Here is a 17,550-nt window from a genome sequence, read left to right on the forward strand (position 1 = left end):
CTATTAAAGCTTGTTCTTGAAGGCATGTGCCGCTAACCTTGGCGGCGGAGAGTCGATTGGACAGTCGCTGCCTCTTGTTGTTCCGCAACAGGGGGGGGAGGAAAGTCCGGGCTCCATAGGGCGGAGTGCCAGGTAACGCCTGGGAGGCGTGAGCCTACGGAAAGTGCCACAGAAAATAACCGCCTAAGCACTTCGGTGCCGGTAAGGGTGAAAAGGTGCGGTAAGAGCGCACCGCACGTCTGGTAACAGCTCGTGGCAAGGTAAACCCCACTCGGAGCAAGACCAAATAGGGTTCCTAGGCGTGGCCCGCGCTGGAACCGGGTAGGTTGCTAAAGACGTCCAGTGATGGCCGTCGTAGAGGAATGACTGTTCTCGACAGAACCCGGCTTACAGATCGACTCTCCACCTTTTTTCTCACCCTTCGTTTCAAGCAGCAAAACCCTCTCGTAATACCAAAAAAATCTTACAGCTCATAAATCACATTAACTTTGAATCGCAACGATTTGAGTTGTGTGGGATTTATCTGTCAGATCGTTCGTAAAATTACCCTTTTATACCCAGTACCTCTCCTAAATCTCCGAAATGTAAGGGTTTTCCTTAAGACCGTGCCTTGACGGTGTGGTGGGCGCGTTCCTATAGTGTGCACAAGTGGCAGAAAGTGGCACGAAGTGGGTTTTTCAGCGCAAAAAGCTAAAATTCGGAGAATGCGCCTGTGTTCCGTGGTGCCAACGCGATCAATCTCGATGCCAAGGGCCGTCTCGCTATGCCGAGCCGGTACCGTGACGAGTTGGATTCGCGTAGTGCCGGGCAACTTATCGTGACCATTGATGCCGTTGATCCCTGTCTTTGCCTGTACCCGCTTTCCGAATGGGAGCTGATAGAGGCAAAACTTCGTGATCTGGCGACGTTTCGTGAAGAGAACCGTCGTCTGCAAAGGCTTTTGATTGGTAATGCTGTCGATCTGGAACTCGATGGCAGCGGGCGTTTTCTGGTGCCGCCACGCTTGCGCGAATACGCCAGGCTGGACAAGCGCGTAATGCTGGTGGGCCAGCTCAACAAGTTTCAACTGTGGGACGAGGACGCCTGGAACGCTCTTGCTGATGCTGACCTGGCTGCCATTCAAAAACCTGGCGCTATGCCCGACGAATTACGTGATTTGATCCTGTGACTATGAACAGCGGCTTTACCCACATCACCGTGCTGCTTGAAGAAGCCGTGGAGGCTCTCGCGGTGCGTGCCGATGGCTGCTATCTGGACGGCACGTTCGGACGTGGCGGGCATAGTCGTCTGATATTGAGCCAGCTTGGCCCTGATGGTCGGCTTCTTGGGTTCGACAAGGACCCTCAAGCGATTGCCACAGGGCAAGCGCTAGCGGCCGAAGACGGCCGCTTTGTCATTGTGCAGCGCAGCTTTGCCGAATTGGGATCCGAGGCTCAGGAACGCGGTTTGGCGGGCAAGGTCAGCGGTATTCTGCTGGATCTGGGCGTTTCGTCCCCGCAGCTGGATGACCCCGAGCGCGGCTTCAGCTTCATGAACGACGGCCCGCTGGACATGCGCATGGACCCAACCCGTGGCGTGAGCGCTGCCGAGTTCATCGCGACTGCACCCGCTGAAGAAATTGCCCGCGTATTCAAGGAATACGGCGAAGAGCGGTTTGCCAAGCGCATGGCTAATGCCGTCGTCGCGCGCCGTGAAGTCCAGCCTTTCGAGCGTACCGCTGATCTGGCAGAAGTGCTCAAGGTCGCCAACCCTGCCTGGGAGAAGGGCAAGAATCCTGCAACGCGAGCCTTTCAAGGGCTGCGTATTCACGTGAACAACGAGCTGGGTGATCTGGAAGCCGGTCTTGAAGCTGCACTGGATGCCCTTGAAGTCGGTGGTCGCCTCGTCGTCATCAGTTTTCACTCGCTGGAAGACCGTATCGTCAAATTGTTCATGCGCAAGCTCGCCAAGGGCGAAGCCGACAACATGCCACGCAATCTTCCGATCCAGTTCAAACCGTTCGAACCGAAAATCAAAATTCACGGCAAGGCTCAATTCGCCTCGGATACCGAAACCAAAGCCAACCCGCGTTCGCGCAGCGCTGTCATGCGCGTAGCGGAGAAGCTCAGGTGAGCCGTCTGTTTCTGAAACCTTTGCCCGGCGGCAGCTTCATTATGCTGCTGCTGTTCATTGCTGTCCTGATTTCAGCGATTGGCGTTTCCTATAGCGCACATTGGAATCGTCAACTGCTCAACTCGCTGTACTCGGAAATGAGCGTGCGCGACAAGGCGCAGGCAGAGTGGGGCCGGCTGATCCTTGAACAGAGCACCTGGACTGCACACAGCCGCATCGAGAATCTGGCCACCGAACAGCTGAAAATGCGCATTCCAAGCGCTGCCGAAGTGCGGATGGTGGCGCCATGATGAAACTTGAAGGCGCGCTTTATCCGTGGCGTTTTCGCGTGGTCGTGGGGCTGCTGGTGTCCCTTGTGCTCGCCATTTGCTGGCGCATCGTTGACCTGCAGGTTATCGACCACACCTTTCTCAAGGAGCAGGGCGATGCCCGCAGCCTGCGGCATATTCCGATTCCGGCTCACCGTGGCCTGATCACCGACCGCAACGGCGAGCCGCTTGCCGTGAGTACTCCGGTGACGACGCTGTGGGCCAATCCGCGCGAAATGCAGCAGGACAAGTCCAAGTGGCCGATGCTCGCAGCGGCTACCGGGCAGGATCTGAAAGCGTTGACTGATCGCCTGGAATCGCAATCCACCAAGGAATTTATCTACCTTGTTCGTGGCATGACGCCGGAGCAGGGCCAGGCAGCACTGGATCTGAAAGTCCCTGGCGTTTACGGCATCGAAGAGTTCCGCCGTTTCTACCCGGCAGGGGATGTTACCGCGCACATGGTTGGTTTTACCGACCTTGATGACCACGGTCGCGAAGGTGTCGAGTTGGCTTATGACGACTGGCTTGCGGGAGTGCCCGGCAAGCGTCAGGTTATCAAGGACCGGCGCGGCCGACTGATCAAGGATGTTCAGGTGACCAAGAATGCCAAGGCCGGAAAGACCTTGGCTTTGTCTATTGACCTGCGTCTGCAATACCTGGCAACCCGTGAACTGCGCAACGCCATCGTGGAAAACGAGGCCAAGGCAGGCAGCATGGTGATCATGGACGTCAAGACCGGTGAAGTTCTGGCGATGGTCAATCAGCCGACCTATAACCCGAACAATCGCCGCACCATGGTGCCTGCTGCCATGCGCAACCGGGCAATCATTGACGTGTTCGAGCCGGGCTCGACCATGAAACCGATCTCCATGACTGCAGCGCTGGACAGTGGCCGCTGGAAGCCCACCGATAAGGTCGAGGTTTATCCAGGCACACTGCAGATCGGTAAGTACACGATTCGTGACGTGACCAAGACCGAGGGCCCGATCCTCGATCTGACCGGCATCCTGATCAACTCCAGTAACGTTGGCATGAGCAAGGTCGCGTTCGATGTGGGCGGCGAAGCGATCTTCCGTGCCATGCAACGCGTTGGTTTCGGTCAGTACACCGGCCTCGGCTTCCCTGGCGAGCGCGTTGGCAACCTGCCCAACTATCGCGAGTGGCGCAAGGCCGAGACCGCCACGCTGTCCTATGGCTACGGTCTGTCAGTTACCGCTTTGCAATTGGTACACGCCTATGGCGCGCTGGCCAATAACGGCCGCATCGTGCCACTGACCATTCTGAAAACAGATAAAGAACCGGAATCGACCCAGGCCATTCCCGAGAAAACCGCCAAGACGCTGCAGGGCATGTTGCAGCAGGTTATCGAAGACCCGCGCGGCGTTTATCGCGCCCGTGTGCCGTCCTATCATGTCGGCGGCAAGAGCGGTACGGCGCGTAAGACGTCCATCGGCACCAAGGGCTATGCGGAGAACTCCTACCGCTCCCTGTTCGCCGGTTTCGGCCCGATGAGTAACCCGCGTTATGCCATCGTCGTGGTCATCGACGAGCCGAGCAAGGGCGGTTACTACGGTGGTCTGGTTTCGGCTCCGGTATTCAGCAAGGTCATGTCCGGTACGTTGCGTCTGATGAACGTCACGCCTGACAACCTTGCCCCACCGGAACAAGTCAATGCAGCACCGGCAGCCAAAGGAGGGCGTGGTTGATGGCCTTTAATCTGAGCAAGATTTTCGCTCACACCGACCGCGACCCCTTGATTCGCGAGTTGACTCTCGACAGCCGCAATGTCCGTCCGGGTGATCTGTTTCTGGCCGTTCCGGGTATCAAGGTCGATGGCCGTGCGCATATTGCCGACGCGCTCAAGCGTGGCGCTGCGGCTGTGGCTTACGAAGTAGAAGGCTCGACCGTTCTGCCGATCACTGACGTGCCGCTGATCCCGGTCAAGGGGCTCGCCGCGCAGTTGTCCGATATTGCCGGCCGCTTCTACGGCGATCCGAGCCGCAGCCTGAATCTGGTAGGCGTTACCGGCACCAACGGCAAGACCAGCGTCACTCAATTGGTTGCCCAGGCGCTTGATGCACTGGGTCAGCACTGCGGCATCGTCGGCACGCTGGGCACAGGCTTCTACGGCGCGTTGCAAAGCGGCCGTCATACCACGCCCGACCCGATAGCCGTTCAGGCGACGCTGACCGACCTGAAAAAGGCCGGTGCGCGCGCAGTGGCAATGGAAGTGTCGTCTCATGGGCTGGATCAAGGGCGGGCGACGGCGCTGGCGTTTGATGTGGCGGTGCTGACCAATCTGTCCCGTGATCACCTGGATTATCACGGCACCATGGAAGCGTACGCTGCCGCCAAGGCCAAGCTGTTTGCGTGGTCCAACCTGAAATGCCGGGTAATCAATCTGGATGATGCTTTCGGTCGTGAACTGGCCGGTATCAAGCAAGAGTCGCGGTTGATCACCTATAGCCAGCTGGACAGCTCGGCCTACCTGTATTGCCGCGATGCGAAATTCGATGACGATGGCGTGCGCGCTACGCTGGTCACGCCTCAGGGCGAGCACTTCCTGCGCAGCAGCCTGCTGGGTCGCTTCAACCTGAGCAACGTGCTGTCTGCGGTCGGCGCTTTGCTGGGCCTGGATTACGCGCTGGACGAAATTCTCAAGGTGTTGCCGAAACTCGAAGGCCCGGTCGGGCGCATGCAGCGTCTGGGCGGTGCCGACAAGCCGCTGGTGGTTGTCGACTATGCGCATACTCCGGATGCGCTGGAAAAAGTCCTCGAAGCACTGCGCCCGCACGCCAAAGGTCGCCTGTTGTGCCTGTTCGGCTGTGGCGGTGATCGTGATCGCGGCAAGCGTCCGCTGATGGCTGAAGTGGTCGAACGCCTGGCCGACGGTGTGTGGGTCACCGACGACAACCCGCGCTCCGAATCGCCAGCCAGTATTTTTGACGATATCCGCCCTGGCTTCGCTGCTGCTGACAAGGTGCGCTTCATCGAAGGTCGCGGCCAGGCCATTGCCCAGTTGATTGCCAGCGCCAATGCCGATGATGTCGTAGTCCTGGCCGGTAAAGGGCATGAGGATTATCAGGAGATCGACGGTCAGCGCCATCCGTTCTCTGACCTGCAAGAAGCTGCCAAGGCGCTTGCTGCGTGGGGGGCCTGCGAATGATTAAGTCAATGACATTCAGCGAACTGGTCGTGCCGCTTGACGCCCGTCTGGTCGCTGGCGACTGCAGCTTTGACGGTGTGAGCACCGACAGCCGTGGTATCCAGCCGGGCCAGCTGTTTGTGGCCCTGACCGGGCCGCGCTTCGACGGCCATGAGTACCTTGAGCAGGTGGCTGCCAAAGGTGCGGTCGGTGCTCTGGTCGAGCGCGAAGTGCAGGGCGCAAGCCTGCCGCAACTGGTCGTGCTCGATACCCGCAAGGCGCTCGCGCAATTGGGCGCAATGAACCGCAATGCGTTCATCGACAAGCCGGTTGCAGCGATGACCGGTTCCAGCGGCAAGACCACGGTCAAGGAAATGCTCGCGAGCATCCTGCGTACGCGCGGCACTGTGCTGGCCACTCGTGGCAATCTGAACAACGAGCTGGGCGTGCCATTGACGTTACTGGAGCTGGCTCCCGAGCACAGTGCGGCGGTCATCGAACTGGGTGCATCGCGGGTGGGCGAAATTGCCTTCACCGTGAGCCTGACCAAGCCACACGTTGCCATCATTACCAACGCTGGAACCGCCCACGTCGGCGAGTTTGGCGGACCGGACAAAATTGTCGAGGCCAAGGGCGAGATTCTGGAAGGACTCAATGCCAGCGGCACCGCGGTGCTGAATCTGGAGGACAAGGCTTTCCCCGTCTGGCGCAAGCGTGCCGGCAATCGCAACATTCTGACCTTCGCACTGGCTGACCCTGCGGCGGATCTGCACGCCAGCGACCTTAGTAATGATGCCCGCGGCTGCCCGGGCTTCACCATCAACAGCCCGCTCGGCGTCGCCCAGGTTCAGTTGAATCTGTTGGGCGCGCATAACGTGACCAACGCCCTGGCGGCCGCGGCTGCAGCCTGCGCACTGGGCGTGACGCTGGAAGGCATTGTCGCGGGCCTGAACAACGTGCAGCCGGTCAAGGGCCGTGCGGTTGTGCAAATCGCCAGCAACGGCACGCGCGTCATTGATGACACCTACAACGCCAACCCTGCCTCGATCAACGCCGCCGTCGACATCCTTACCGGTTTTAGCGGTCGTACCGTGCTGGTGCTGGGCGATATCGGCGAGCTGGGCGAGTGGGCCGAACAAGGCCATCGCGACGTAGGGGCCTATGCCGCTGGCAAGGTCTCGGCGCTGTATGCCGTCGGCCCGTTGATGACTCATGCCGTCAGCGCCTTTGGTGAACATGCGTACCACTTTGCCAGTCAGGCAGAGCTGATCGCGGCGCTGGGCGCCGAGCAGGACCCTAATACCACTTTACTGATCAAGGGCTCGCGTAGCGCTGCGATGGAAAACGTCGTGGCTGCCTTGTGCGGTTCTAGCCTGGAGAAACATTAATGCTGCTGCTGTTGGCCGAGTTCTTACAACAGTTCTACAAAGGCTTCGCGGTCTTTCAGTACCTGTCCTTGCGCGGGATCCTTGGTGTGCTCACTGCGCTGACACTGTCGCTGTGCCTGGGCCCCTGGATGATTCGTACCTTGCAGATGCGCCAGATCGGCCAGTCTGTCCGCAACGACGGCCCGCAGTCGCACTTGTCCAAATCGGGTACGCCGACCATGGGCGGCGCGCTGATCCTCTCTTCCATCGGTATCAGTACGCTGTTGTGGGCTGACCTGAGCAATCGTTACGTTTGGGTTGTGTTGCTGGTGACACTGCTGTTCGGAGCCATCGGCTGGGTCGATGACTACCGCAAAGTGATCGAAAAGAACTCGCGTGGCCTGCCGAGCCGCTGGAAGTATTTCTGGCAGTCGGTATTCGGCCTCTGTGCAGCGATCTTCCTTTATACGACTGCACCGTCGGCTACCGAAACCACGCTGATCGTGCCGATGCTCAAGGATGTGCGCATTCCGTTGGGTATCGGTTTCATCGTGCTGACCTATTTCGTGATCGTCGGCTCCAGTAACGCAGTCAACCTGACTGACGGCCTGGACGGTCTGGCGATCATGCCGACGGTGATGGTCGGCGGTGCGCTGGGCATCTTCTGCTACCTGTCGGGTAACGTGAAGTTTGCTGAATACCTGCTGATTCCCTACGTACCGGGGGCCGGCGAGCTGATTGTCTTCTCTGGTGCGCTGATTGGTGCGGGGCTCGGGTTTCTCTGGTTCAACACCTATCCGGCGCAGGTATTCATGGGCGACGTCGGTGCGCTGGCGCTGGGCGCTGCACTGGGCACCATGGCTGTGATCGTGCGTCAGGAAATTGTCCTGTTCATCATGGGCGGCGTGTTCGTGATGGAAACCCTTTCAGTGGTCATTCAGGTTGCGTCTTTCAAACTCACCGGTCGCCGCGTGTTCCGCATGGCGCCGATTCACCACCACTTTGAACTCAAAGGCTGGCCTGAGCCGCGCGTGATCGTCCGTTTCTGGATCATCACCGTGATTCTGGTGCTCATTGGCCTTGCCACACTGAAACTGAGGTAGAACGAGTGTCCCTGATCGTTTCCGACCGCTTCCGCATTGTTGTGGGGCTTGGCAAAAGTGGCATGTCCCTGGTTCGCTTCCTGGCGAACCGGGGCGTGTCCTTTGCCGTGGCCGACACGCGGGAGAATCCTCCTGAGCTGGCGACCTTGCGTCGTGACTATCCGCAGGTGGAAGTGCGTTGTGGCGAGCTGGACGTGGATTTCCTCTGCCGTGCCGACGAGTTGTACGTCAGCCCCGGTCTGGCGCTTGCCACGCCGGCCTTGCAGCAGGCGCACGCGCGCGGCGTCAAGCTGTCCGGTGACATCGAGCTGTTCGCGCGTTACGCGAAGGCGCCGGTCATTGCCATTACCGGTTCGAATGCGAAAAGCACGGTGACAACGCTGGTGGGAGAAATGGCCGTCGCTGCCGGAAAACGCGTTGCGGTTGGGGGCAACCTTGGCACTCCGGCGCTGGACCTGCTCAGCGACGATGTCGAACTGTACGTAATGGAGCTGTCCAGCTTTCAGCTCGAAACCACCGACCAGCTCAACGCTGAAGTGGCAACCGTGCTGAACATCAGCGAAGACCATATGGACCGCTACAGCGGCCTGCCGGCTTATCACCTGGCCAAGCACCGGATTTTCCGTGGCGCGCGGCAAGTGGTGGTCAATCGTCAGGATGCGCTGTCCCGTCCGCTGATCGGTGAAGGCCTGCCTTGCTGGACGTTTGGTCTCAACAAGCCTGATTTCCACGGCTTTGGTCTGCGTGAAGAAAACGGCGAAAAATACCTGGCGTTCCAGTTCGAAAACCTGATGCCGGTACGTGAGCTGAAAGTTCGTGGTGCTCACAATCAGGCCAACGCCCTTGCTGCATTGGCGCTTGGGCATGCGGTCGGCCTGCCGTTCGATGCGATGCTCGCCAGCCTGCGCGAATTCACCGGGCTGGAGCATCGCTGCCAGTGGCTGCGTGAGCATGACGGCGTTCATTACTACAACGACTCCAAGGCCACCAACGTTGGTGCCGCACTGGCTGCCATCGAAGGCCTGGGTTCGGATATCGACGGCAAGCTGGTGCTGATCGCTGGTGGCGATGGCAAAGGCGCTGACTTCAGCGCATTGCGTGCGCCAGTCGCTGAGCATTGCCGCGCTGCGGTGTTACTGGGCCGCGACGCCGAGCTGATTGCTCAGGCATTGGGCGACGCCGTTACGCTGGTTCGTGTCGAGACCGTGCAAGCCGCTGTCGAGCAAAGTGCCCGACTGGCTCAGCGTGGCGATGCGGTACTGCTTTCGCCTGCATGCGCCAGCCTGGACATGTTCAAGAATTATGAAGAGCGCGGACGTGTGTTCGCGCAGGCAGTGGAGTGCTTGTCATGATCTTCGGTGTGATCAAGCCTTATCCATCGCCACTGATCAGCGGGCGCGGCATTGACCTCGACTTCCCGATGCTGGTCGGCTGCCTGGCGCTGCTGGGCCTTGGGCTGGTAATGATTACTTCCGCCTCGTCGGAAGTTGCCGCCGTACAGTCCGGTAACACGCTGTACATGATGACCCGTCACCTGGTTTATCTGCTGATCGGTCTGGGTGCCTGCGGCGTGACCATGATGATTCCGGTCGCCACCTGGCAACGCCTGGGCTGGATGATGCTGCTTGGCGCGTTCGGCCTGTTGCTGCTGGTACTGGTGCCGGGAATCGGGCGCGAGGTAAACGGTTCGATGCGCTGGATCGGTTTCGGCGCGTTCAACGTGCAGCCGTCGGAAATCGCCAAGGTATTCGTTGTGATCTTCCTTGCCGGCTACCTGATCCGTCAGCAGCAGGAAGTTCGCGAAAGCTGGATGGGCTTTTTCAAGCCGTTCATTGTGCTGTTGCCGATGGCAGGTCTGCTGTTGATGGAGCCTGACTTCGGTGCGACCGTAGTAATGATGGGCTCGGCCGCAGCCATGCTGTTTCTCGGTGGTGTCGGCCTATTCCGCTTCTCGCTGATGGTGGTTCTGGCTGTGGCGTCGGTCGTTGTTCTGGTCCAGGCACAGCCTTACCGGATGGCGCGTCTGACCAACTTTACCGACCCGTGGGCCGACCAGTTCGGTTCCGGTTATCAATTGACCCAGGCGCTGATCGCCTTCGGTCGTGGCGAATGGTTCGGCGTCGGGCTGGGCAACAGTGTGCAGAAGCAGTTCTATCTGCCGGAAGCGCACACCGACTTCGTGTTCTCGGTGCTTGCAGAAGAGCTGGGCGTCGTCGGTTCGCTGATCACCGTCGCACTGTTTCTGTTTGTCAGTATTCGCGGCATGTACATCGGCATGTGGGCCGAACGTGCCAAGCAGTTCTTCGGTGCCTATGTGGCCTACGGTCTGTCGTTCCTGTGGATCGGCCAGTTCCTGATCAATATCGGTGTGAACGTCGGTCTGCTGCCAACCAAGGGACTGACTCTGCCATTCCTCAGCTACGGCGGCAGCTCGCTGGTGATCTGCTGCGCGAGTCTTGGCCTGCTGCTGCGCATCGAGTGGGAATCGCGCAACAACATGGGCAGTGAAGAAGCCGAGTTCAAGGAAAGCGACTTCGCCGAGGAGACGCCCCATGGACGCTAATGTGCTGATCATGGCTGGCGGCACCGGCGGGCATGTATTCCCGGCGCTGGCTTGTGCACGCGAGTTTCAGGCTCGTGGCTACAAGGTCCACTGGCTGGGCACGCCACGCGGAATCGAAAACGAACTGGTCCCGCAGGCCGGTTTGACGCTGCACCTTATCAATGTCACCGGGCTGCGTGGCAAAGGCCGGCTGTCGCTGCTCAAGGCGCCGTTCATGTTGCTCAAGGCCCTGATGCAGGCGCGCAAGGTTGTCCGTCAGGTGAAGCCGGTCTGCGTGGTTGGCTTCGGTGGCTATGTCACCGGCCCTGGCGGTCTGGCGGCGAAGCTGGCAGGCGTACCGTTGATCATTCACGAGCAGAATGCCGTCGCCGGTACAGCCAATCGCAGCCTGGCGTCGTTCGCCAGCCGCGTGTGCGAGGCGTTCCCGAACACCTTTGCGGCCTCGTCCAAACGCCGCACCACCGGCAATCCGGTGCGTGTCGAGCTGTTTCTGGAAACACCGCGTCAGGCGCTGGCCGGACGCAAGGCGCGTCTGCTGGTACTGGGCGGCAGCCTGGGCGCGGAGCCATTGAACAAATTGCTGCCCGAGGCACTGGCCCGGTTGCCTCAGGACATCCAGCCCGAAGTGTTTCATCAGTCGGGCAAGAATCACGACGCAGTCACCGCCGAGCGTTATCGCAACGTGGGCGTCGAGGCGCAGGTTGCGCCGTTTATCCAGAACATGGCCCAAGCCTATAGCTGGGCCGATCTGGTGGTCTGCCGCGCAGGCGCATTGACCATCAGCGAACTGGCCGCCGCCGGTCTGCCGTCGTTGCTGATACCGCTGCCCCACGCGATTGATGACCATCAGTCACGTAACGCTGACTATCTGGCTCGCGAAGGCGCAGCCTTCGTCATGCCGCAAGCGACAACTGGCGCCGCCGAGATGGCAGCACGCCTGAAAGAGGTTTTGATGCAACCCGAACAATTGAACAGCATGGCCCGCACTGCACGTAGCCTGGCCAAGCCTGATGCAACCAACACCGTCGTCAACGTCTGCGTGGAGGTGGCCCATGGTTGAGAATCAACGCGCCATGCCACAACCTGAAATGCGCCGTATCCGTCGCATCCACTTCGTCGGTATCGGCGGCGTCGGTATGTGCGGGATTGCCGAAGTATTGTTGAACCTGGGCTACGAAGTCTCGGGCTCCGACCTCAAGGGCTCGGCCGTGACCGAGCGTCTGGAATCGTTCGGCGCGCAGATTTTTGTCGGCCATCGTGCCGAGAACACTGTGGGTGCCGACGTACTGGTGGTGTCCAGTGCCGTGAACACTTCCAACCCGGAAGTGGCTACCGCGCTGGAACGCCGTATTCCAGTCGTGCCTCGTGCCGAGATGCTCGCCGAACTGATGCGCTATCGCCACGGCATCGCTGTCGCCGGTACGCATGGCAAGACCACCACCACCAGCCTGATCGCTTCGGTGTTCGCTGCTGGTGGCCTGGACCCTACCTTTGTGATTGGCGGCCGTTTGAACGCCGCGGGCACCAACGCCCAGCTGGGCACCAGCCGTTACCTGATCGCCGAAGCCGATGAAAGCGACGCCAGCTTCCTGCACCTTCAGCCTCTTGTGGCGGTGGTCACCAATATCGACGCCGATCACATGGCGACCTACGAAGGCGACTTCAACAAACTGAAGAAGACCTTTGTCGAGTTCCTGCATAACCTGCCGTTCTATGGCCTGGCGGTGATGTGCATCGACGATCCGGTAGTGCGTGAAATTCTCCCGCAGGTCAAGCGCCCGACGTTGACCTACGGCTTCAGCGAGTCTGCCGACATACGTGCGATCAACGTGCGTCAGGACGGCATGCTGACATTCTTTACCGTACTGCGCCGCGACCGCGAGCCGCTGGATGTGTCGGTGAACATGCCCGGCAATCACAACGTACTCAACTCGCTGGCGACCATCGCTATCGCTACCGACGAAGGTGTCAGCGATGAGGCGATCGTGCAGGGCCTTTCGGGGTTCCAGGGCGTCGGTCGTCGCTTCCAGGTGTACGGCGAGCTGCCGGTCGAAGGCGGTAATGTGATGCTGGTCGATGACTACGGTCACCATCCGCGCGAAGTGGCTGCTGTGATCAGCGCCGTACGTGGCGGCTGGCCGGATCGTCGTCTGGTGATGGTCTACCAGCCGCACCGCTTCAGCCGCACCCGTGACCTGTACGACGATTTCGTACAGGTTCTGGCCGACGCCAATGTGTTGCTGCTGATGGAAGTCTACCCGGCGGGTGAAGAGCCTATTCCCGGCGCCGACAGCCGCAATCTGTGCCACAGCATTCGTCAGCGCGGTCAGCTGGACCCGATCTACATCGAGCGCGGCGTCGAGCTGGCACCGCTGGTCAAGCCGCTGCTGCGCGCTGGCGACATTCTGCTGTGCCAGGGCGCTGGCGATATCGGCGGTCTTGCTCCACAACTACTGAAAAGCCCGCTGTTCGCTGGCGCCAAAGCGGCCCCTACCGAAGGGAAGCTGAAATGACAGCCGTCACCCTGTCTTCCCTGCGCTCGACACTCGAGCCGAAAAGCTTCGGTCGTGTCGCCGTGCTCTTTGGTGGCAAGAGTGCCGAGCGTGCAGTCTCCCTGAACTCGGGTAATGCCGTGCTCAAGGCACTGCTCGATGCTGGCGTGGATGCGTTCGGCATTGATGTGGGCGATGACTTCCTGCAGCGACTGGTCAGTGAAAAGATCGACCGTGCCTTCATCGTTCTGCACGGGCGAGGCGGCGAAGACGGCACCATGCAAGGCCTGTTGGAATGCCTGGAAATCCCTTATACCGGTAGTGGTGTACTGGCTTCCGCGCTGGCGATGGACAAGTTGCGCACCAAGCAGGTCTGGCAGAGTCTCGGCCTTGCAACGCCCTTGCATGCTGTTCTTGGAAACGAGAGCGATTGTATTTGCGCAGCGACGGAACTGGGCTTCCCTTTGATCGTCAAACCGGCCCATGAAGGTTCAAGTATCGGTATGGCAAAGGTGAACAGCGTCGATGAATTGATCGCCGCCTGGAAATCCGCCAGTACCTACGATTCGCAAGTATTAGTCGAACAGTGGATTCAGGGACCTGAGTTCACTGTGGCGTCTCTGCGTGGCCAGGTGTTGCCTCCCATTGGCCTGGGCACTCCTCACAGTTTTTATGATTACGATGCCAAGTACCTGGCGTCCGATACTCAGTACCGGATCCCTTGCGGGCTTGGCGATGCGCAGGAACAGGAACTCAAACAACTTGCAGCACGCGCTTGCGACGCCATCGGTATTGCAGGGTGGGCGCGCACGGATGTCATGCAGGACGCACAAGGCAAGTTCTGGTTACTGGAAGTGAATACCGTGCCCGGCATGACCGATCACAGTCTGGTGCCAATGGCTGCGCGTGCTGCAGGTCTGGATTTTCAACAACTGGTGTTGGCGATTCTGGCCGACAGTGTTCAGGCGAGAGGGTAAGGCATGTACGGCGCGTCGGCACGTCCTCAGCCACCTGCACCCGGCCGCAACAAGCCGGTGCCGCGTGGCGCCAGCCGAATGGTGGCCAAGGAGCCTCTGTCGGCGCGCCTGCCCAAGGCTAACTTCAGTGTTCTGAAGCGTCTGCTCTGGCCTGTGTTGCTGGTGGTTCTGGGCTTCGGCACCTATGAGGCCGCACAACGTCTGCTGCCGTACGCCGACCGCCCGATTACCCGCATCAATGTGCAGGGCGATTTGAGTTACATCAGCCAGCAGGCTGTGCAACAGCGGATTGCGCCTTATGTGGCGTCGAGCTTTTTCAAGATCGATCTGACCGGCATGCGCACCGAGCTTGAGCAGATGCCCTGGATCGCCCACGCCGAAGTTCGTCGTGTATGGCCGGATCAGGTTGTGATTCGTCTTGAAGAGCAGTTGCCGGTTGCCCGTTGGGGTGATGAAGCGCTGTTGAATAACCAGGGGCAGGCTTTCACGCCGCGTGAACTGTCCAATTACGAACATCTTCCCCAGTTGTTCGGCCCGCAGCGGGCCCAGCAGCAGGTGATGCAGCAGTATCAGGTGTTGAGTCAGATGTTGCGCCCGCTGGGCTTCTCCATCGTGCGCCTGGAGCTGCGCGAGCGCGGCAGCTGGTTCCTGACGACAGGCGCCGGTAGTGCTGGCCCGGGAATCGAATTGTTGCTTGGACGCGACCATCTCGTCGAAAAAATGCGCCGTTTCATCGCGATTTACGACAAAACGCTGAAAGAACAAATCACGAATATCGCGCGCGTCGACTTGCGTTACTCCAACGGCCTTGCGGTCGGTTGGCGCGAACAGGCAGCGGCAACGACGGATAAACCCGCCGTCGCGAAGAATTGATAAGAGGCAGGACCATGGCAAACGTGCAAAGCGGCAAAATGATCGTCGGGCTGGATATCGGTACCTCCAAGGTGGTGGCACTGGTAGGCGAAGTCGCGGCCGATGGCTCGCTGGAAATCGTGGGTATCGGTACCCATCCCTCCCGCGGCCTGAAGAAGGGCGTGGTAGTGAATATCGAGTCGACTGTGCAGTCGATCCAGCGTGCAATCGAAGAAGCGCAGCTGATGGCGGGTTGCCGTATTCACTCGGCATTTGTCGGCGTTGCAGGCAGCCACATTCGCAGCCTGAATTCGCACGGCATCGTGGCGATTCGTGATCGCGAAGTCAGTTCTGCAGACCTGGAGCGTGTGCTCGATGCTGCTCAGGCGGTGGCCATTCCTGCCGACCAGCGCGTGCTGCACACCCTTCCTCAGGATTACGTGATCGATAACCAGGAAGGCGTGCGTGAGCCTTTGGGCATGTCCGGTGTACGTCTGGAAGCCAAAGTTCACGTCGTGACCTGCGCAGTGAATGCCGCGCAGAACATCGAGAAGTGCGTGCGTCGCTGCGGTCTGGAAGTCGATGACATCATTCTGGAACAACTGGCGTCGGCGTATTCCGTACTAACCGATGACGAAAAAGAGCTGGGCGTGTGCCTGGTGGATATCGGTGGCGGTACGACCGACATCGCGATCTTCACCGAAGGCGCCATTCGTCACACGGCGGTTATCCCGATTGCGGGCGATCAGGTCACCAACGACATCGCCATGGCGTTGCGTACCCCGACCCAGTACGCCGAAGAAATCAAGATTCGCTACGCATGCGCCCTGGCCAAACTGGCCGGTGCCGGTGAAACCATCAAAGTACCGAGTGTGGGCGACCGTCCACCTCGCGAGCTGTCGCGTCAGGCCCTGGCCGAAGTGGTAGAGCCTCGTTATGACGAGCTGTTCACCCTGATCCAGGCCGAGCTGCGCCGCAGCGGTTACGAAGACCTGATCCCGGCTGGCATCGTGCTGACCGGGGGCACAGCGAAAATGGAAGGTGCGGTCGAACTGGCCGAGGAAATCTTCCACATGCCGGTGCGCCTTGGCGTGCCGCACAGCGTCAAAGGGCTCGCTGATGTCGTGCGCAACCCTATCTACTCGACCGGCGTAGGCCTGTTGATGTACGGGCTGCAAAAACAGTCGGACGGCATTTCACTGTCCGGGATGGTCGGCAACAGCAGTTACAGCGACGAAACCAAGGCACCGGTGCTTGAGCGTATCAAGCGTTGGGTGCAGGGCAATTTCTAAGTTTCAACGTTTAAAAGTTTCACAGCTTCAGATTCAGGGCTTCAAAAGCAATATCGGCAGGCAGTAGGCAAAACTAACTAGAAAGCGGAAGGAGAGAGAAATGTTCGAACTCGTAGACAACGTCCCGCAAAGCCCGGTTATCAAAGTTATCGGTGTAGGCGGTGGTGGCGGAAACGCTGTCAATCACATGGTCAAGAGCAACATCGAAGGCGTGGAATTCATCTGCGCCAACACAGATGCTCAAGCGCTGAAAAACATTGGCGCGCGGACCATTCTGCAACTGGGCACCGGCGTGACCAAAGGCCTTGGCGCTGGCGCCAACCCTGAAGTCGGTCGTCAGGCCGCACTGGAAGATCGTGAGCGCATTGCAGAAGTTCTGCAGGGCACCAACATGGTTTTCATCACCACTGGCATGGGCGGCGGTACCGGTACCGGTGCAGCACCGATCATTGCTGAAGTGGCCAAGGAAATGGGCATTCTGACGGTCGCAGTCGTGACCCGTCCGTTCCCGTTCGAAGGTCGCAAGCGTATGCAGATCGCCGATGAAGGCATCCGCATGCTGTCCGAAAGCGTCGACTCGTTGATCACCATCCCCAACGAGAAGCTGCTGACCATCCTGGGCAAGGACGCCAGCCTGCTGTCGGCTTTCGCCAAGGCTGACGATGTACTGGCCGGTGCCGTTCGCGGTATCTCCGACATCATCAAGCGTCCGGGCATGATCAACGTCGACTTCGCCGACGTCCGTACCGTGATGAGCGAAATGGGCATGGCGATGATGGGTACTGGCTGCGCCAGCGGTCCTAACCGTGCGCGTGAAGCCACCGAAGCGGCCATTCGCAACCCGTTGCTCGAAGACGTCAACCTGCAGGGCGCTCGCGGCATCCTGGTCAACATCACTGCCGGTCCTGACCTGTCGCTGGGTGAGTACTCGGACGTGGGTAGCATCATCGAAGCGTTCGCTTCCGAGCACGCGATGGTCAAGGTCGGTACGGTTATCGATCCGGACATGCGTGACGAGTTGCACGTGACTGTGGTTGCCACCGGCCTGGGCGCGAAAATCGAGAAGCCGGTCAAGGTCATCGACAACACGCTGCAGACCACCCAGCAGGCTCCTGCCCAGCAGGCGTCGCGCCAGGAAGCACCTTCGGTCAACTACCGCGATCTGGACCGTCCTACCGTGATGCGCAATCAGGCACACGCAGGCGCTACGGCAGCGGCGAAGATGAACCCTAACGATGATCTGGATTACCTGGATATCCCGGCTTTCCTGCGTCGTCAGGCCGATTGATGAAATGTATCAGGGGTATTAGGGTGATTGGTGTTCAGCAAAGGCATG

At 59.6% G+C, this 17,550-nt stretch carries 15 protein-coding genes and 1 other RNA gene; all 16 read left to right on the forward strand.

Annotation, left to right across the window (positions count from 1 at the left end; translation table 11 throughout):
* Window positions 1-48: 48 nt before the first annotated feature.
* The 16 genes from rnpB to ftsZ all read left to right on the forward strand — a co-directional run bounded on the left by rnpB (window position 49) and on the right by ftsZ (window position 17,502).
* An RNA gene (gene rnpB / locus RYB66_RS12580) (RNase P RNA component class A) lies at window positions 49-406 on the forward strand.
* 306 nt (window positions 407-712) lie between these two features.
* Window positions 713-1,168: a division/cell wall cluster transcriptional repressor MraZ gene (mraZ, locus tag RYB66_RS12585; protein ID WP_002555055.1), complete on the forward strand. Its 456-nt coding sequence runs from the start codon at window positions 713-715 to the stop codon at window positions 1,166-1,168.
* A gap of 2 nt (window positions 1,169-1,170) precedes the next feature.
* Entirely contained in the window at window positions 1,171-2,112 is a 942-nt protein-coding gene (gene rsmH, locus RYB66_RS12590; RefSeq protein ID WP_002555054.1) for a 16S rRNA (cytosine(1402)-N(4))-methyltransferase RsmH, read from the forward strand.
* A complete protein-coding gene (gene ftsL, locus RYB66_RS12595) occupies window positions 2,109-2,402 on the forward strand; it encodes a cell division protein FtsL (RefSeq protein ID WP_002555053.1) in 294 nt (97 codons plus the stop codon). Before rsmH ends, ftsL begins: the two co-directional genes overlap by 4 nt.
* Complete coding sequence (locus tag RYB66_RS12600; protein WP_004666184.1) at window positions 2,402-4,129, forward strand: peptidoglycan D,D-transpeptidase FtsI family protein; 1,728 nt, start codon at window positions 2,402-2,404, stop codon at window positions 4,127-4,129. Before ftsL ends, RYB66_RS12600 begins: the two co-directional genes overlap by 1 nt.
* Window positions 4,129-5,589 carry a UDP-N-acetylmuramoyl-L-alanyl-D-glutamate--2,6-diaminopimelate ligase gene (locus RYB66_RS12605; protein WP_005745004.1) on the forward strand — a complete coding sequence of 487 codons (1,461 nt, stop codon included), beginning with the start codon at window positions 4,129-4,131 and terminating at the stop codon, window positions 5,587-5,589. The genes RYB66_RS12600 and RYB66_RS12605 overlap by 1 nt, the downstream gene beginning before the upstream one ends.
* The gene (locus tag RYB66_RS12610; RefSeq protein WP_005745005.1) at window positions 5,586-6,956 is read left to right on the forward strand and encodes a UDP-N-acetylmuramoyl-tripeptide--D-alanyl-D-alanine ligase; all 1,371 of its coding nucleotides are present in this window, start codon (window positions 5,586-5,588) and stop codon (window positions 6,954-6,956) included. Before RYB66_RS12605 ends, RYB66_RS12610 begins: the two co-directional genes overlap by 4 nt.
* Window positions 6,956-8,038, forward strand: a complete 1,083-nt coding sequence (mraY, locus tag RYB66_RS12615) for a phospho-N-acetylmuramoyl-pentapeptide-transferase (protein WP_002555049.1) — start codon at window positions 6,956-6,958, stop codon at window positions 8,036-8,038. Before RYB66_RS12610 ends, mraY begins: the two co-directional genes overlap by 1 nt.
* A 5-nt stretch (window positions 8,039-8,043) precedes the next feature.
* On the forward strand, window positions 8,044-9,390 hold the full coding sequence (gene murD, locus RYB66_RS12620) for a UDP-N-acetylmuramoyl-L-alanine--D-glutamate ligase (RefSeq protein ID WP_005745007.1): 1,347 nt from the start codon (window positions 8,044-8,046) through the stop codon (window positions 9,388-9,390).
* Complete coding sequence (ftsW, locus tag RYB66_RS12625) at window positions 9,387-10,601, forward strand: putative lipid II flippase FtsW (protein WP_002555047.1); 1,215 nt, start codon at window positions 9,387-9,389, stop codon at window positions 10,599-10,601. The genes murD and ftsW overlap by 4 nt, the downstream gene beginning before the upstream one ends.
* The gene (gene murG, locus RYB66_RS12630) at window positions 10,591-11,661 is read left to right on the forward strand and encodes an undecaprenyldiphospho-muramoylpentapeptide beta-N-acetylglucosaminyltransferase (protein ID WP_004666182.1); all 1,071 of its coding nucleotides are present in this window, start codon (window positions 10,591-10,593) and stop codon (window positions 11,659-11,661) included. Before ftsW ends, murG begins: the two co-directional genes overlap by 11 nt.
* Window positions 11,654-13,114: a UDP-N-acetylmuramate--L-alanine ligase gene (gene murC, locus RYB66_RS12635; RefSeq protein ID WP_005745009.1), complete on the forward strand. Its 1,461-nt coding sequence runs from the start codon at window positions 11,654-11,656 to the stop codon at window positions 13,112-13,114. The genes murG and murC overlap by 8 nt, the downstream gene beginning before the upstream one ends.
* On the forward strand, window positions 13,111-14,070 hold the full coding sequence (locus RYB66_RS12640; RefSeq protein WP_005780970.1) for a D-alanine--D-alanine ligase: 960 nt from the start codon (window positions 13,111-13,113) through the stop codon (window positions 14,068-14,070). The genes murC and RYB66_RS12640 overlap by 4 nt, the downstream gene beginning before the upstream one ends.
* Window positions 14,071-14,073: 3 nt before the next feature.
* Complete coding sequence (locus RYB66_RS12645) at window positions 14,074-14,943, forward strand: cell division protein FtsQ/DivIB (RefSeq protein ID WP_004666180.1); 870 nt, start codon at window positions 14,074-14,076, stop codon at window positions 14,941-14,943.
* Window positions 14,944-14,957: 14 nt separating this feature from the next.
* Window positions 14,958-16,214 (forward strand): cell division protein FtsA, encoded by a 1,257-nt coding sequence (ftsA, locus tag RYB66_RS12650; RefSeq protein ID WP_002555042.1) that lies wholly within the window; start codon window positions 14,958-14,960, stop codon window positions 16,212-16,214.
* Between the two features lie 100 nt (window positions 16,215-16,314).
* The gene (ftsZ, locus tag RYB66_RS12655) at window positions 16,315-17,502 is read left to right on the forward strand and encodes a cell division protein FtsZ (protein ID WP_002555041.1); all 1,188 of its coding nucleotides are present in this window, start codon (window positions 16,315-16,317) and stop codon (window positions 17,500-17,502) included.
* Window positions 17,503-17,550 lie beyond the last annotated feature (48 nt).

It is taken from the genome of Pseudomonas syringae group sp. 243L2 (genome assembly GCF_032587875.1).
Classification (GTDB): domain Bacteria; phylum Pseudomonadota; class Gammaproteobacteria; order Pseudomonadales; family Pseudomonadaceae; genus Aquipseudomonas; species Aquipseudomonas amygdali.

What these genes read in the sequence shown, in the direction of transcription:
- RYB66_RS12605 (WP_005745004.1), top strand. Translation starts at nt 4,129, where the DNA reads ATGGCCTTTAATCTGAGCAAGATTTTCGCTCACACCGACCGCGACCCC.
- murC (WP_005745009.1), top strand. Translation starts at nt 11,654, where the DNA reads ATGGTTGAGAATCAACGCGCCATGCCACAACCTGAAATGCGCCGTATC.
- RYB66_RS12645 (WP_004666180.1), top strand. Translation starts at nt 14,074, where the DNA reads ATGTACGGCGCGTCGGCACGTCCTCAGCCACCTGCACCCGGCCGCAAC.
- ftsZ (WP_002555041.1), top strand. Translation starts at nt 16,315, where the DNA reads ATGTTCGAACTCGTAGACAACGTCCCGCAAAGCCCGGTTATCAAAGTT.
- RYB66_RS12610 (WP_005745005.1), top strand. Translation starts at nt 5,586, where the DNA reads ATGATTAAGTCAATGACATTCAGCGAACTGGTCGTGCCGCTTGACGCC.
- ftsW (WP_002555047.1), top strand. Translation starts at nt 9,387, where the DNA reads ATGATCTTCGGTGTGATCAAGCCTTATCCATCGCCACTGATCAGCGGG.
- ftsA (WP_002555042.1), top strand. Translation starts at nt 14,958, where the DNA reads ATGGCAAACGTGCAAAGCGGCAAAATGATCGTCGGGCTGGATATCGGT.
- RYB66_RS12600 (WP_004666184.1), top strand. Translation starts at nt 2,402, where the DNA reads ATGAAACTTGAAGGCGCGCTTTATCCGTGGCGTTTTCGCGTGGTCGTG.
- RYB66_RS12640 (WP_005780970.1), top strand. Translation starts at nt 13,111, where the DNA reads ATGACAGCCGTCACCCTGTCTTCCCTGCGCTCGACACTCGAGCCGAAA.
- rsmH (WP_002555054.1), top strand. Translation starts at nt 1,171, where the DNA reads ATGAACAGCGGCTTTACCCACATCACCGTGCTGCTTGAAGAAGCCGTG.
- mraY (WP_002555049.1), top strand. Translation starts at nt 6,956, where the DNA reads ATGCTGCTGCTGTTGGCCGAGTTCTTACAACAGTTCTACAAAGGCTTC.
- murG (WP_004666182.1), top strand. Translation starts at nt 10,591, where the DNA reads ATGGACGCTAATGTGCTGATCATGGCTGGCGGCACCGGCGGGCATGTA.